Source organism: Gordonia amicalis NBRC 100051 = JCM 11271, assembly GCF_000332995.1.
Taxonomy (GTDB): Bacteria; Actinomycetota; Actinomycetes; order Mycobacteriales; family Mycobacteriaceae; genus Gordonia; species Gordonia amicalis.
The window spans coordinates 112808-126715 of record NZ_BANS01000013.1; the positions used below are offsets into that span (position 1 = coordinate 112808).

11 protein-coding genes and 2 pseudogenes are annotated in these 13908 nt (G+C 65.8%); 6 read left to right on the forward strand and 7 right to left on the reverse strand.

Translation table 11 applies throughout. The annotated features are described in order from the left end of the window. From GOAMI_RS06305 to GOAMI_RS06315, 3 genes are read left to right on the forward strand one after another with little or no spacing between them, the layout of a single operon-like run. Positions 1-1248, forward strand: a complete 1248-nt coding sequence (locus GOAMI_RS06305) for a dihydrolipoamide acetyltransferase family protein (RefSeq protein ID WP_006435583.1) — start codon at positions 1-3, stop codon at positions 1246-1248. A gap of 9 nt (positions 1249-1257) precedes the next feature. Further along, positions 1258-1503 carry an acyl carrier protein gene (locus GOAMI_RS06310; RefSeq protein ID WP_006435584.1) on the forward strand — a complete coding sequence of 82 codons (246 nt, stop codon included), beginning with the start codon at positions 1258-1260 and terminating at the stop codon, positions 1501-1503. Next, positions 1500-3524, forward strand: a complete 2025-nt coding sequence (locus tag GOAMI_RS06315; protein ID WP_006435585.1) for an erythromycin esterase family protein — start codon at positions 1500-1502, stop codon at positions 3522-3524. Before GOAMI_RS06310 ends, GOAMI_RS06315 begins: the two co-directional genes overlap by 4 nt. A 31-nt stretch (positions 3525-3555) precedes the next feature. On the opposite strand, the gene GOAMI_RS06320 is transcribed toward GOAMI_RS06315, so the two are convergent. Continuing rightward, positions 3556-4413, reverse strand: coding sequence for a slipin family protein (locus tag GOAMI_RS06320; protein ID WP_006435586.1), 858 nt, complete (start codon positions 4411-4413; stop codon positions 3556-3558). Positions 4414-4474: 61 nt separating this feature from the next. Then, the gene (locus tag GOAMI_RS06325) at positions 4475-5362 is read right to left on the reverse strand and encodes a universal stress protein (RefSeq protein ID WP_174324709.1); all 888 of its coding nucleotides are present in this window, start codon (positions 5360-5362) and stop codon (positions 4475-4477) included. Between the two features lie 245 nt (positions 5363-5607). Between GOAMI_RS06325 and GOAMI_RS06330 the strand changes: the two genes are divergently transcribed. Beyond that, complete coding sequence (locus tag GOAMI_RS06330; protein ID WP_040004606.1) at positions 5608-6201, forward strand: hypothetical protein; 594 nt, start codon at positions 5608-5610, stop codon at positions 6199-6201. Positions 6202-6259: 58 nt separating this feature from the next. Here GOAMI_RS06330 and GOAMI_RS06335 read toward each other — a convergent pair whose 3' ends face one another. The 3 genes and pseudogenes from GOAMI_RS06335 to GOAMI_RS06345 all read right to left on the reverse strand — a co-directional run bounded on the left by GOAMI_RS06335 (position 6260) and on the right by GOAMI_RS06345 (position 11035). Next, positions 6260-6985 carry an ABC transporter ATP-binding protein gene (locus tag GOAMI_RS06335; RefSeq protein ID WP_006435589.1) on the reverse strand — a complete coding sequence of 242 codons (726 nt, stop codon included), beginning with the start codon at positions 6983-6985 and terminating at the stop codon, positions 6260-6262. Next, a pseudogene (locus GOAMI_RS06340) lies at positions 6982-9746 on the reverse strand (ABC transporter permease subunit). The gene GOAMI_RS06335 and the pseudogene GOAMI_RS06340 overlap by 4 nt, the downstream one beginning before the upstream one ends. A 47-nt stretch (positions 9747-9793) precedes the next feature. Then, entirely contained in the window at positions 9794-11035 is a 1242-nt protein-coding gene (locus GOAMI_RS06345; RefSeq protein WP_006435592.1) for an ABC transporter substrate-binding protein, read from the reverse strand. A gap of 168 nt (positions 11036-11203) precedes the next feature. Here GOAMI_RS06345 and GOAMI_RS06350 point away from each other — a divergent pair, with 168 nt between their 5' ends. After that, the gene (locus GOAMI_RS06350; protein WP_006435593.1) at positions 11204-11449 is read left to right on the forward strand and encodes a hypothetical protein; all 246 of its coding nucleotides are present in this window, start codon (positions 11204-11206) and stop codon (positions 11447-11449) included. An 81-nt stretch (positions 11450-11530) separates the two neighbouring features. Here GOAMI_RS06350 and GOAMI_RS06355 read toward each other — a convergent pair whose 3' ends face one another. Next, positions 11531-12310 (reverse strand): hypothetical protein, encoded by a 780-nt coding sequence (locus GOAMI_RS06355; protein ID WP_006435594.1) that lies wholly within the window; start codon positions 12308-12310, stop codon positions 11531-11533. Between the two features lie 150 nt (positions 12311-12460). Next, on the reverse strand, positions 12461-13006 hold the full coding sequence (locus GOAMI_RS06360) for a YceI family protein (protein WP_040004608.1): 546 nt from the start codon (positions 13004-13006) through the stop codon (positions 12461-12463). 66 nt (positions 13007-13072) lie between these two features. On the opposite strand from GOAMI_RS06360, the pseudogene GOAMI_RS06365 reads away from it, so the two are divergent. Further along, positions 13073-13872: pseudogene (locus GOAMI_RS06365) on the forward strand (crotonase/enoyl-CoA hydratase family protein). The last annotated feature ends 36 nt before the right edge of the window (positions 13873-13908 follow it).

A 13908-nucleotide genomic window follows, 5' to 3' on the forward strand; every position in this document is an offset into this window, starting at 1 on the left:
GTGATCGAGTTCCGGCTTCCCTCACTCGGTGCCGACATGGACGAGGCGAAGCTCACCGAGTGGCAGATCGCCCCCGGAGACACGGTTCAGAAGGGGCAAGTCGTCGCCGAAGTGGAGACCACCAAATCCGCAATCGAGGTGGAAACCTGGCACGACGGCACCGTCGCCGAGCTGAAAGTCGAAGTCGGCGAGACCATCCCGGTCGGAACGGTGATGGCCACCTTCTACGAACCGGGCGAGACACCGTCCACGGTGAAACAACCAGCGCAAGGCGATGCCGGGGCGCCATCGTCGACGCCCCCACCCGCAGCACCTGCCGAACCGGATCTGGTGACCGCTCGAACCACCCCGTCGACCGGGCCGGCCGCACCCTCCGTCCCACATACGACCACTGGCGCGGCCCCGACCGGCCCCGTGGCGCCGAACCGAGTACGCATCTCCCCCGCCGCCCGGCGTCGTGCGCGAGAGCTCGGACTCGATCCCGACCGCTTGCGCGGCACCGGACCCGGAGGCGCGATAACACTGGACGACGTCGAGCAGCATGCCCGAACCACTGCGCCCGACAGTCGATCCCCCGACAGTCGAGCACGAGAAATGCGTCGCACCATCGCTGCGGCGATGAGCCGGTCCAAAAGGGAGATACCGCACTACTACCTCGCCGAGACGATTCCGATGGAGACGGCGTCGAGGTGGTTGTCCGAACGCAACGCCCAACACCCGGTCGAAGAGCGTCTTCTCCCGGCCGTCCTGATCTTGAAGGCCGTGGCCGTAGCCGCGCGCAAATGTCCGGCGATGAACGGATTCTGGACCGACGACGAGTTCACGACGCAAACACGCGTCCACGTGGGAGTCGCGATCGCGTTACGGGGCGGCGGACTGATCGCACCCGCGATCCATGACGTGCCCGACAAGTCTCTCGACACCCTGCAGTCCGATCTCGTCGACCTGGTGGCGCGTACCCGCAGCGTTAAGCTGCGCAGCTCCGAGTTCACGGACTCGACCATCACGGTGACCAACCTCGGCGACAACGGCGTCGAGGCCGTCTTCGGCGCGATCTATCCACCGCAGGTCGCGCTGGTCGGCGTGGGCACGATGACCCAGCGTCCCTGGATCGTCGACGGCGAGATCAAACCCATCCCGGTGGTCACCGTCTCGCTCTCAGCCGACCACCGAGCCAGCGACGGACGCCAAGGCGCAAAGTTTCTCTCCACCATCCGAGAACTGCTGCTGCGGCCGCACGAACTGTGAGGAGCAACCATGGACGATGAGACGACCACCACCGCGGTCGTGGACGCACTGCTCGAGGTGGCACCCGAATTATCCGACGGGGATCTCGCTTTCGACGAGCCCATTCGCGAACAAGCCGACCTGGACTCGATGGACTGGTTGAGCTTCTTGACCGGCATCAAGAAGAGACTCGGGGTCGATGTGCCCGAAGAGGACTACGCCAAGCTCCGAACCGTCGCCGATGTCGTTCGCTACGCACAGGAGATCAGACGATGAACACGCCGGTGACAGCGAAAACGACGGCACCGCAGCTGTTTCGTGACCGTCGGGAGGCCGGGCGCGCCCTCGCCGAGCTGCTGTCCGGTTTCCGCGATCACGACGACGTCGTCGTCCTCGGCCTGGCCCGCGGTGGAGTTCCGGTCGCCTTCGAGGTCGCCGCATCGCTTCGACTGCCGTTGGACGTGTTCGTCGTGCGCAAACTGGGACTGCCCGGGAACGAAGAGTTCGCCTTCGGGGCAATCGCAGCCGGCGGACGCATCGTGCTCGACGACGACGTGGTGCGAGCCGGCCGAGTCACCCAAGAACAGTTGCGGACCGTGGTCGAACGAGAGACCCGCACGCTCGAGAAGCGAGAGAGGCTGTACCGAGGGGCTCGTCCGCCGCTGGAGATCGCAGGCACGACCGTCATCCTCGTCGATGACGGACTGGCGACCGGAGCCAGCATGCGTGCAGCGGTGAGTGCGCTACGCGAACGCGAGCCGGCCGCGATCATCATCGCGGTCCCGGTGGCCCCCGAATCCACCTGTCTCGCACTCGCCGGTGCGGTCGACGAAGTCGTCTGTGCCTCCATGCCAACACTGTTCGCAGCCGTCGGCCAGTCATACCGGACCTTCCCGCAGGTGCCCGACGACGAGGTCCGAACCCTACTGTCCACACCCACCACCACGCCCTCAGAACTTCCACACGAACAAACCCTGGCGGAAGTCGTCGCGCGATCGGCGATCGAGTGCAGATACGGTGTCCCGCCGGATGCAGTGCTGGACGACTTCATCGGCGACGCGGAATTCGTACTCATCGGCGAGAGCTCTCACGGCACCGAAGAGTTCTATGACTCCCGCGCTCGAATCACCCGGTGGCTCATCGAGAACAAAGGCTTCACGGCTGTGGCTGCGGAGGCCGACTGGCCCGACGCCTACCGAGTCAATCGCTGGGTCCAGGGGACGGGAAGTGACGGATCCACCGACGAGGCGCTGTCGGGGTTCGAACGGTTCCCGGCGTGGATGTGGCGAAATACCGTGGTCAAGGACTTCGTCGACTGGCTGCATCGATACAACGCGGGCCGAGCACAGGATCTGGACCGCGTCGGTTTCTACGGGCTCGACCTCTACAGTCTGCACCGCTCGATGCAGGATGTGATCGCCTACCTGGACACTGTCGATCGCGAGGCGGCCCGGCGTGCTCGCGCGCGATACGCATGCTTCGATCACTCCACGGCTGCGGATGGACAGGCATACGGGTACGCGGCTGCGTTCGGTGCAGGACAGTCCTGCGAACAGCAGGTCGTCACCCAACTGGTCGAGATGTACGCCGCGACCCTGGAACGTCTCCGCGGCGACGGCGCGGAGGCCGATGAACTGTTCTGTGCCCGGCGGAATGCCGTGGCGGTGAAGGACGCCGAACTCTACTACCGCACCATGTTCCGGGGTCGGGTCACGTCCTGGAACGTGCGCGACCGCCACATGGCCGAAACCCTCGACGCGCTCGCCGAACATCTGTCTTCACGTTCGTCCAGCCCGGCGAAGATCGTGGTGTGGGCACACAACTCGCACGTGGGCGATGCACGGGCGACCGAAGTCGGAGCCGACGGTCAGCTGACCCTGGGGCAGCTGGTGCGTGAACGGTATGGGCGACGCTGTCGGCTCATCGGATTCTCGACATTCGAAGGAACCGTCACCGCCGCAGACGAATGGGGCGGACCGGCTCGACGCATGACGATTCGCCGAGCACTCCCCGGTAGCGTCGAGGAAGCCTTCCACCAGGCAGGAGTGCAGTCGTTCTTCTGGTCGTCGCAGGCGACCGGAGCGGCCGATTCGGTCGACTCGATTCGCCTTGCTCGCGCAATCGGTGTGATCTACCTGCCGGAAACCGAACGCCAGAGCCACTACTTCCACGTCCGTGTTCCCGAACAGTTCGACGCGTACATTCATCTCGATCGGACAGAAGCGATACGTCCCCTCGAACCCTTCAGTATGTGGGAGGAGAGTCAACACCCCGAGACGTACCCGACCGGTCTGTGACGAAGGAGAAGATCGCCACGCAGGGTGGACGTCAGACGAATGGTCCGGACGAGATGGTGCTGTCGACCGTGTCAGATTTGTCCGAGCCGTCTCCGCGCAATCCGGGAGCGTCTCGTGCGTCGTTCTCGCGGGACAAGAAGGCGGTCAGATCGGCGAGCGAGGCCATCAGCGGCGCCGGGAACACCACCGTCGTGTTCTTCTCCACGCCGATCTCCATAAGTGTCTGAAGACTGCGGAGCTGCAGCGCGATCGGGTTCTCGGCCATGGTCTTCGCTGCGGTGGAAAGCTGATGCGCGGCAACGGCTTCCCCTTCGGCCGCGATGATCTTGGCGCGCTTCTCCCGCTCGGCCTCGGCCTCGCGGGCCATGGCGCGTTGCATCCCACCGGGCAACTGGATGTCCTTGAGTTCCACCAGTCGAACCTCGACGCCCCATTCCTGCGCGGTCATCTCGAGGATGCGAAGGATGTCGTCGTTGATCGAGTCGGTATGTGCGAGCACATCGTCGAGAGAGTGTTGCCCGACGACTTTGCGCAGCGTCGTCTGGGCGATCTGGTTGATCGCCGCATGGACGTCTTCGATTTCGACCACCGCCTTCACCGGGTCGACGACGCGGTAGTAGGCGACCGCGGAGATGTCCACGCTCACGTTGTCCCGGGTGATGATTCCCTGCGATTGGATCGGCATCGTCACCACACGCATGGAGACCTTGATCATGCGGTCGGCGACGGGGATGATCAGGCGCAGTCCTGGTTTCCGTGTGCCGGCGAGTTTGCCGAAGCGCAAGACGACGCCTCGTTGGTACTCGGGAACGATCCGGATGGCCGTGGCGGCCACGAGCAAGATCGCGACGATAACGCAGCCGATCACGACCCACGTGGTTGTGGTCATCTTCCCACTCCCCTCTGAGACGCCTCCCCACCAGTCAAGACCTCGGGCGACTCCCAACCGGTCAGGGCTTCTTGTGCACCACCATCACCGGACACGGCGCCACCTCCATGACCGCCCGGCTGGTCGATCCCAAGAGCAGACCGCGGAAACCACCGCGACCCCGCGTTCCCACCACGACCAGTTGTGCTGACTGTGCGGCGTCCACGATCTCTTCCGCCGGTGAAGCGATCCCGACCCGCCGCTCGATCTTGACGTCCGGAAAGTCCTCCGGATAGCCGGCGAGCTGTTCACCCAGCAACTCTTCGGCTTCGTCTTCGAACTGCCGAAGGGTCCTCTGATCCGCGCCGTAGAACGCGGCTCCCGACGAGCCTCCGTACGCATGCACCCCGAGCAGAGGCGTCTTCAACAGGTCCGCCTGACGAAACGCGTGGCCGATCGCAGCCGTCGACGTAGGAGACCCGTCGACACCGACGACCACGGGTCCGGTCGTCGGAGCAGGGCCGCCGACCACCACCACCGGACACTCTGCGTGCGCTGTCGCGTCATTGCTGACCGATCCGAAGAGCAGTCCGCGGACTCCACCCAGCCCACGTCTACCGATGACAAGCATGTGGGCCCAGGTAGACGCGTGCCGGAGCGCGAGCGTGGCCGATCCGCTCACGGTCTTGCCCTCGACGTCGACGTTCGGGGCGACGTCGGCCGCCACCTGCGTCGCGGCGTCGATGGCACGCGCCGCGCCGGCATGCATGGCCTCCACCACAGCCGGGGAAGTCATCGTCGGTGCCGGCGCGTATGCGCCGGGCAGGATGCCCACCGCGGAGAGCAGACGCAGATCTCGCTTCTCCCGGACGGCGGCGCCGGCCGCCCAGCGAACCGCCATCAGAGCGCAGTCCGAACCGTCCACACCGACGACGATCGGTGCCGTCGCATCGGTCACTGAATCAGTCATGGTTGTCTCCCAGGTGTGGCGCCGCCAGTTCCCCTCCGGAACCTTCATCGTCGTACCAACCCGACGAGAACGGCGGGGTCAAAAGTCACCAGTAGAACGGAAAAGGTCCTGCCGCGTCGGGCATCGTTCCGGGGCCGGAGGCCTGGTCGACCTGCGACCCTTCGTGCCGGCGAACCCGATTTCGATTTGAAAAGCTTTGTGCCGTAGTCTTTTCACCCGTGAATCCCGCTGCTGCCGATACTCTCGTGACCGATCTCACTGCCCACGCATGCGTATGGTGCTCATCCAGCGAGGACATCGCGGAACTCCGCGGGGAACCGCGATGCGGACGCTGCCGCACCGCAGAACAGACCATCGCTGCGGCTCGCGAGTTCGTCGGATTCTATGGTCTACGACCCCTGGGTGGGTCGCTGACGTCCGACGATGAAGAAGAACGCGAACACCGGGTCGCAGCTCGCGAGGCCTGGGCGGTGCTGAACCAGACCCGTACGCACACTCCACCGCGTGGTGCATCCCGGTCCGGGCAGCGTGGCGTCGCCCGATCCGCGTCCACCGCCACGAAGACAGGTGGAAAGGCTGCGCCCGTCAAGGCGCAGAACGTCAAGTCCGGGGGCACCCGACCCGCCGACGTCTCCCGACCCGACCGTGCTGCGCTCATGAACCGCGCCGAGTCCCTGCTGGCACAGCTCGCCGAGATCGAGGAACGCCTGGCAGTCGCTCAGAAGGATTCCGGTTTGAGCGGCAAGGCGAAGGTGTCCGACTTGACCGCCAAGCGCGATTCTGTGTTGCGTACGCTCGCCGCGTTGGAGAAGGCCAAGCGGGCGCTAGAGCCGGCCTGACAGTCGGCCGGTTCAGGACTGGATATCGGAAGGGTCTGACCTGCAGTTCGATTTCCGCTCAGGACGAAGCGAACGCCTCCCCCATGTACGCGTTCTCGATCACGTCGGGCGTCGCGGCGAGTTCGGCGGCATCGCCTCGGAGCACCTGGTTGCCGTGGCGCATGACCATGGCGGTGTCCGCGACCTCGAGGGCGAGCTGGACATGTTGCTCGACGAGGATGACCGCAGCGCCGGTGCTGTCGGCGACGGCACGCACCACGGGTAGGAGACGTTCGACGATGACCGGCGCCAGACCCATGCTGAGCTCATCGATCAGCAGGACCTTGGGGTGCTGAACGAGAGCCCGCCCGATCGCGAGCATCTGTTGCTCACCTCCCGACAGCGCCCCGGCCGGCACCTTGAGCCGGTCGGCCAGCTGCGGGAAGGTCTCCAGGATCGAATCGCGTTCGGCCGGCCAGGAACGTCGCGATCGGACCGAGAGCCGTAGATTCTCCTCGACGGTGAGCGAGGTGAACAACGAGCGGTCGTCGGGAACCAGGACCAGTCCGGCCTTGGCCGCGCTCCGAGCGTGTCCGGACTTCACCTGGTGTCCGTCGACGAACACCGTGCCGGCCAAGGTCGGCAGCAGGCCGGCCAGCGACATCAGCACCGTGGTCTTGCCTGCCCCGTTCGGGCCGAGCAGCGCCAGCACCTCCCCCGCGCCGAGCTCGAGATCGAATCCGCGAACGCACGGCCGACCGTTGTATCCGGCGTCCAATCCGGTGCAGCTGAGTACAGGGCTCATGCCTTCAGCTCCTCTCCGCTGTGGGTGGCGCCGAGATAGGCGCTGGTAACGGTCGGATCGCTACGGATCTCGTCCGGGGTTCCGATCGCGATCACCTTGCCGAGGTCGAGAACGACGATCCGGTCACAGACGGCGAGAACCAGTTCCATGTCGTGGTCGATCATCACGACGGTCACCCCCGCATCGCGGATCGCTCGGAGCCGGTGCCCGAGCCACAAGCTCTCGGTGCTGTCGAGTCCGGCGGCCGGTTCGTCGAGGAGGACCACCCGCGGACGCCCGGCAAGTGCGCGAGCAACCGAGACAAGCTGCCGCTGTCCCTGCGAGAGTTCCTTCACCTGCCGATCGACCACCGGGACGAGGTGCAACAACTCGAAGAGCCGGTCCAACTCGTCCTCCCCCAGCGTCGCCGTGTCCGGGCGGTGCCGGGCGGCGGTGGTGCCGACGGCCACATTCTCACGGACCGAGAGGTCGTCGTACAGTTCGATGCCCTGGAACGTGCGACCCAACCCGTGGCGGCTGCGCTGGAAGGGGCGCTGCCCGTCGAGGCTGTGGCCCTCCAGGTTCACACTGCCGGTCGAGTCCGCGAATCCGCTGATGGCGTCGATGAGGGTGGTCTTGCCGGCTCCGTTGGGTCCGATGAGGCCGATGATCTCGCCTTCGCGGACGTCGAACGACACGTTGTCGACGGCGGCCACGCCGCCGTAGCGGACGCCGATCTCCTTCGACGACAGGATCACCTCGCCGGGGGCGCGGGGTGCCTCGATAGTCGGCGAATCGGTGCCGGGTGAGATGGCCAGTTCGAGTTCGGCGACGGTGTCCTTGCGGCCAAAGGCCCTGGTGCGCAACCAGTTCGTCGCCTTGTGTACCTCGGAGATGATGCCCTCGGGGTTGGCGATGATGGTGATGACCAGGAGGATGCCGGTGATGACGTGGTAGTACGTGCCCAGGTTGACCGCACGGTCGAGCAGGACGAACAGGATGCCGCCGGCCCCCATGATCCCCGCGAGAACGCCGCCGGAGACACAGGTGACACCGGCCAGGTACACCAGTGCGAACATACCGATTCCGGCGATGGCGGCATATGACTCGGGAACCACGACGGTCTGCTGATAAGCCATGAGTGAGCCGCCGATCCCGGCGATGAACGCGCCGATGGCGAACGCCACCAGCTTCGTTCGTGACACGTTCACTCCGGCCGCCGCGGCCGATCGTTCATTCGCGCGTACCGCCAGCATCGAGGCGCCCAACCGACTGGTCCGCAGCCGGGCGACACCCAGGCCGACCAACGTCAGGACGATGAGGCACAGGACGCCGAACGCGATGTTGGGGTAGGTGTTCCCGGAACCGATGCCGAGATCCAGGCCGAACAGCGACGGATCCTTGACGGCAGCCCCGTCGATTCCTCCGTTGAACTCGTTGTTGCGGAACCAGAACGCCTCCAGGAACACCGCGAGACTGAGTGTGACGACCGCGACCGGCAGACCCCGGATACGCAGTGCCGGCAGTCCGACGACAACACCCACCACCGTCGCCGCCACGGCCGCCAGCACCGGTGCGATCGGGAACGGAACACCCCAATCGGTGGTCAGACGCGACATCATGAACGCTGCCACTCCCGCAAGGGTCAACTGCGCCAATGAGATCTGACCGGCGAACCCGGTGACCACCACCTGGGACAGGGCGATGATCGCCACCGTGAACGTGACAATGACCGCGCCCCGGACACTGCCCTCGGTGAAGATCAGGAACCCGAGTGCGACCACGACACCGGCGATGCTGGGAAGCAACAGATTTCGTGGACGAGGTGCGGCGCCCAGAGTGTTCTGGACGATGGCGCCGCGGGTGGGTAGGGGTTTGCCGCGCAGCACCAGGAAGATCAAGATCATCGCCAGGGGTATCAGCTCGGCCATCCCTGATTACGGCATCCAGCTGACCGTCGCCTGCAGGTGTGTCATCTCCGACTGCAATACTCCGATACCCAGCCCGGCCGCCACCGCCGGCCCGATCGCACTGAAGTTGCCGACCAGCGCAGCGGCCAGTGCGGCACGATGAACAGCGTGTAGGACACCGGGATCAGCGGGACGATCGGGGCGATGAGGATGCCTGACAGACCCGCGATCATCGTCGACAGTGCCCAGTTGGCGTAGGCGATGCGTTCAGGTGACAGACCTGCGACGATCGCACCTTTCTCCGATTCGGCGGCCGCTCGGGTCGCGAGACCGAAGCGGGTCAGACGGAACGCCAGGATCAACAGCACCGTCAGCACCACGACCAGCGCCGCAATCCAGACGCGATCAGCCGGGACCCGGATGTCGCCGATCTCGATGATCTCGGTGGGCAGGATCGCATCCACCGACACCGGGCTGGTGCCCACCCGCGCGGCGAGCACGGCCTGGATCACCGACATCACGGCGATCGACGCCACCGCCTTGGCCGTCGCTGGTGCGGTCCGCAACATCCGGAACACGCAGAGGTATAGGAGAGCGCCCAACCCGGCGGCGATCAGCAGAGCGATCGCCATGGCGGGCGCCAGTCCCAGGGGTCCCCCGAGATCAATTGTCTTGGGAAATCCCGGGATCGGGATGAGGAGTTCACCATCGCGCAAGTACGCGTACGTGTACGCGATGTAGAGCGCGATGGCCCCGGTGGCGAAGTTCACCACACCCGAACTCCGGTAGGTCATGACCAGAGCCAGCGCCAATGCTGCGTAGACAGCGCCGTTGCCGAGCCCTAGGAGCAAGAACTGGATATCTTGGGTCATCTACCGACTTCCGGTCATCGTGCGGGTGTGGTGAACGTTCGCCGTGTTCAGACGAGCTTCGGGTCGACGAGCTCGCCGTCCTTGAAGGTGACGATGATGCCTCCGCTGCCGCACACCGACGGCATGCCCGGCATCGCCTTGCCGTCGCAGGTGAACGTCAGCCCGTAGCCGGCTGGGAGCGGAACATCCTTGGCGCTCTTGATCGCGGCGGTAAGGGCGGCGGGTGAGGTGTCGGTGCCCTGCACCGACTCGGTTGCGCGGACCAGGCCGAGCATGCCCTGATAGCCGATGATCGCGAAGCCCTCGATGTCGGTGTCGGGCGCGTACTTGGCCATGATCGCCTTGTAGAGCTGGGTCTCCGGGTCATCGGAGTTGATGACCGAAGCGGTCGAAACCTTCGTGTCGCTGAGGTTCTCGGCACCGACCGCCTCGACGACCGCCGGATCGGAACACGGCTGGATGGTCATCTTCTCGGCGGTTGTCGACACCGTGCTCAAGGCTTTGAACACCGATGTGCAGAGGGTGGATTCACCGATGACCACCACACCGTCAGGCTTGTCTCCCAGCCCGGCACTCACCTGCGGGGTGGCGTCCGGGGTGCCCGGCGGGATCGGCACGACCTTGAGGTTGACTCCCGCGGCCTGGAAGGCGGGTGCGCCCATCGCCTGGACACCGGCAGTCGCTGCCGGGACGTCGATCACATAAGCCGTCACGTTCTTCATGCCCTGTTGGGCGGAGTACTTCGCCATCGAGGTCATGGCACCAGGCAGACCTGCGGTCCACATGAAGGCGCCCGGAGTGGTCAGCTCCGACGACGCCTGACCGGCCGCCGAAACGTAGGGGATCCCGGCACCGGTGATGATCGGAACCATCGAATTTCCCTGGCCGCTGCTGGTCATGAGGACTGCAGAGACCTTCGCCTCCACCATCTTGTTGGCGCAGTCGCGGGCCTGGTTGGCGTCTTCGCCTTGCTTGCAGGTGACCAGTTCGATGGGCCGGCCACCGATGCCACCGAGGTTCTCGTTCGCGTACTGGACGACGGCCTCGGCCGATTCCCGGTTCTCGGGCATCGAGATGGCCTGCCCGCCTTCGTTGTTGATGAGACCGATCTTCACGGGCTCGCCACTGGCCGCATTCCCGGGGAACGAACCCTCCGGCGCGGCGACGCTCTCGGACGCGGAGCCGTCACTGCCGTCGTCGCTGCTACATGCGGCTGTCGCGCTCAGCGCTACCACCGCTATCGATGCGGCCACCATCTGGGCGACGCGCGAGCCTCTGAACGGTTTCATCGGTGTCCTTTTCAGTTGGGGATAGAGACGGCGCTGCCATCCTCTGTCACTTAGATGACTAAGTGGCATTGGGTAACTATATGGCCCCGAGTGATCTGTGTCACCGAATTCGGGTCATGGTCGATTGACCTGGTTCGGTTGTCCCCGTTCCTGACGCCGAGATCGCGCATGATCCTGCGGACCCGCACCAGGGTGTGGGACCCGACCTGCGTCGGACCCGGTTCGAGCAGGCCGCCCGAGCTCCATCCGGTCCACGCATCATCGGGCCCGGCGGACAACCCCCGCCGCTACCGCAGCCGACTGGCCGCCAAACAGGTCCGCGGGCGGGCTGAACGCGCCCGCAACAGGCGGGAGCGGGAAGCACTCCGCGACGCCGAACGCCGCGACCACCTGGAAAGCCGGCTACCGTTCTGAGGCGCTGTCCGATGGTGATGACGCACGGCTACGACCCTGCCGCGAAGGGAACCCGCCGCGGGTTTCGACGGATCGGCGGGATCAGAAATCGAACCCGCCGCCGAAGTCGCCGCCGCCGAAATCGCCGCCGGCATCGCCCCCGCCGAAGTCGTCTCCGCCGAAGTCATCCCCGCCGCCGGCGTCGCCTCCGTCGATGGCGCCCAGGTCCGAACCGTCGCCGACGCCGCTCTCGAAGCCCTGTGCGTCATACGGGACGCCCGCCATCCCGGAGAACATTGCAGAGAACAGGAACATGGACCCGACGCCCCAGGCACCCGCGACGAGAGCCGGCCGCCACCAGGGCTCCGAATACCAACCGGCTGGGACCGGGCGACCGGCGACGCGGCCACCCGGGTAGTAGTTCGGCGTCCGATCAGACGGGTTGGGTGACGCCTCGACCTTGCGTCCTTCGAAGTCGACCTGCCGATCTTCGGTGACCCTGCCCGCGCTCTGCTGACCATCGAGTTCCGGGATGGCAGGACCGGGATCGAGGTCCATCGCGACCCGAGCCGCACGGATGTAATAGAGGCCTTCGAGGGCGGTCTGCTTGGCCAGTCGCGCCTGTGCGGGCGAGTTTGCCTGCTCGATCTGCGAACCGGCTGCGGTGTACCGCTCCCCCGCATCGGCGAGCGCCTGCTTCGACGCCGGACCGTCGCCGACCAACATGAACACTTGCCCGCCGAGGCGTTCGATGGCTTGCCGTGCGTCAGCCTTGGCGTCGTCGAGCGTGCGAGCGGCGTTCGCCCCGGAGCGCTGCTGTGCGATCACCACCACCCCGACGACGACCAGGACGATGACGGCGATCAGGATCAGTGCTTCCATGGTTCTCTCCAGCTCGTGCGTGTCCGACGGACTCGTCAGGCTGGAGCCTTCGCGAGGCCTCGGGCCCGGCCGACAAATCGGGCACCTTCGAGCGTACCGATCGGGAGGAGGGGCGGACCGCCGCCGAGTCGGTCGACATCCACACCACGGTCACCGAGCGCGGGCGACGTCGACGACCACTCGAACGTCGTCGGCGACCTTCAGCGTGCCCATCATCAGCGAGTACGGCTTGATCCCGAAGTCGCTCTGAGTGATCGTCGCGTCGGTGGAGATCTGCCGGCCCGCCGCGGTCTCGACGACTTCGAAGTCCAACGAAAGCGGGCGTGTACGGCCGTGGATGGTCAACGTGCCGTCGGCTCGGTACCCGTGTGCCGTCGCGGTGAGTGCCTCGGATTGATAGGAGATCTCGGGGTACTTGTCGGCGCGCATGGACTTCAAGGCGTTCATACGGGCGAGCGACTTCTCGGCTCCCGTCATCGGGGTGAGTCCGCCCTCGCCGGCTTCCACTTGCATGGAGTCCACTGAGATCGTCGCCGCGATGCGGTTGGGTACCAGGTCTTTCAAGGTCACGACCGCGGTCCATGCACGCATCGCGATCGTCAGCCGATGGCCGGTGCGTGCCGCCGGTCCGGTGACCCCGGTGTGCACCACGACCGAGCCGTCGGATTCGCTGAACTTCCAGACCGATTCCTCCACGGCCGTAGTGTAAGCGCTCGGGTACATGCCCGTGGCCCGACGACAGGTGGAGAGGTGACGAAGATGGTGACTGCACAAAGGATCCTGCTCGATGTCGACGAGGCGGGGGTCGCGACGGTCACGCTCAACCGCGCGGAGAAGCACAATGCGCTGGACCCCGCGATGTTCGACGCGTTGCTCGATGTGACCGGCGAACTGGCGGCTGACCGTCGCGTGCGGGCCGTCGTCGTTCACGGGGCCGGAAAGAGTTTCTGTTCCGGCCTCGACATCTCGTCTCTCGGTGGCGAGGGGTTGGGCGGCTCGTTGCTGGAGCGTGACGACGCCGACCGTGGAAACCATGCGCAGCGGGTGTCTCTCGACTGGCGGCGCGTGCCGGCTCCGGTGATCGCGGTGCTACACGGCAACTGCTTCGGAGGCGGACTGCAGGTCGCTCTCGGTGCCGACATCCGCTACGCGACGTCCGACGCCCGCCTGTCCGTGATGGGGTGAAATGGGGTCTGGTGCCGGACATGGGCATCACCCAGACGCTTCCCGGGCTTCTTGCGGCCGACGTGGCCAAGGAACTGACGTTCACGGGCCGCATCCTGTCGGGCGCCGAAGCCCACGAGGTCGGGTTGGTCACCGGAATTGCCGACGACCCTCTCGCCCGCGCCTTGACGCTCGCCCATGAGATCGCCGCGAAGTCGCCACATGCCGTGCGCGCCGCGAAACGCCTCTACGACGAGACCTGGAGTGGCGCCGATCCGGCGGCGGCACTGTTGCTCGAGAGCACACTGCAGGTCGAGTTGATGGGGTCGCCGAATCAGCTCGAGGCCGTGCGCGCCGGCATGTCCGGACGGGAACCCCGCTTCGCCGACCCGGAGTGAGACCGTCATCCGACCGCCGCTCCGTCGATTAGGCAG

Bases quoted from the DNA above. Each gene is read 5' to 3' on its own strand.
- GOAMI_RS06320 (WP_006435586.1), bottom strand. From the start codon at position 4,413: ATGACCACAACCACGTGGGTCGTGATCGGCTGCGTTATCGTCGCGATC.
- GOAMI_RS06325 (WP_174324709.1), bottom strand. From the start codon at position 5,362: ATGACTGATTCAGTGACCGATGCGACGGCACCGATCGTCGTCGGTGTG.
- GOAMI_RS06310 (WP_006435584.1), top strand. From the start codon at position 1,258: ATGGACGATGAGACGACCACCACCGCGGTCGTGGACGCACTGCTCGAG.
- GOAMI_RS06335 (WP_006435589.1), bottom strand. From the start codon at position 6,985: ATGAGCCCTGTACTCAGCTGCACCGGATTGGACGCCGGATACAACGGT.
- GOAMI_RS06350 (WP_006435593.1), top strand. From the start codon at position 11,204: ATGATCCTGCGGACCCGCACCAGGGTGTGGGACCCGACCTGCGTCGGA.
- GOAMI_RS06315 (WP_006435585.1), top strand. From the start codon at position 1,500: ATGAACACGCCGGTGACAGCGAAAACGACGGCACCGCAGCTGTTTCGT.
- GOAMI_RS06345 (WP_006435592.1), bottom strand. From the start codon at position 11,035: ATGAAACCGTTCAGAGGCTCGCGCGTCGCCCAGATGGTGGCCGCATCG.
- GOAMI_RS06355 (WP_006435594.1), bottom strand. From the start codon at position 12,310: ATGGAAGCACTGATCCTGATCGCCGTCATCGTCCTGGTCGTCGTCGGG.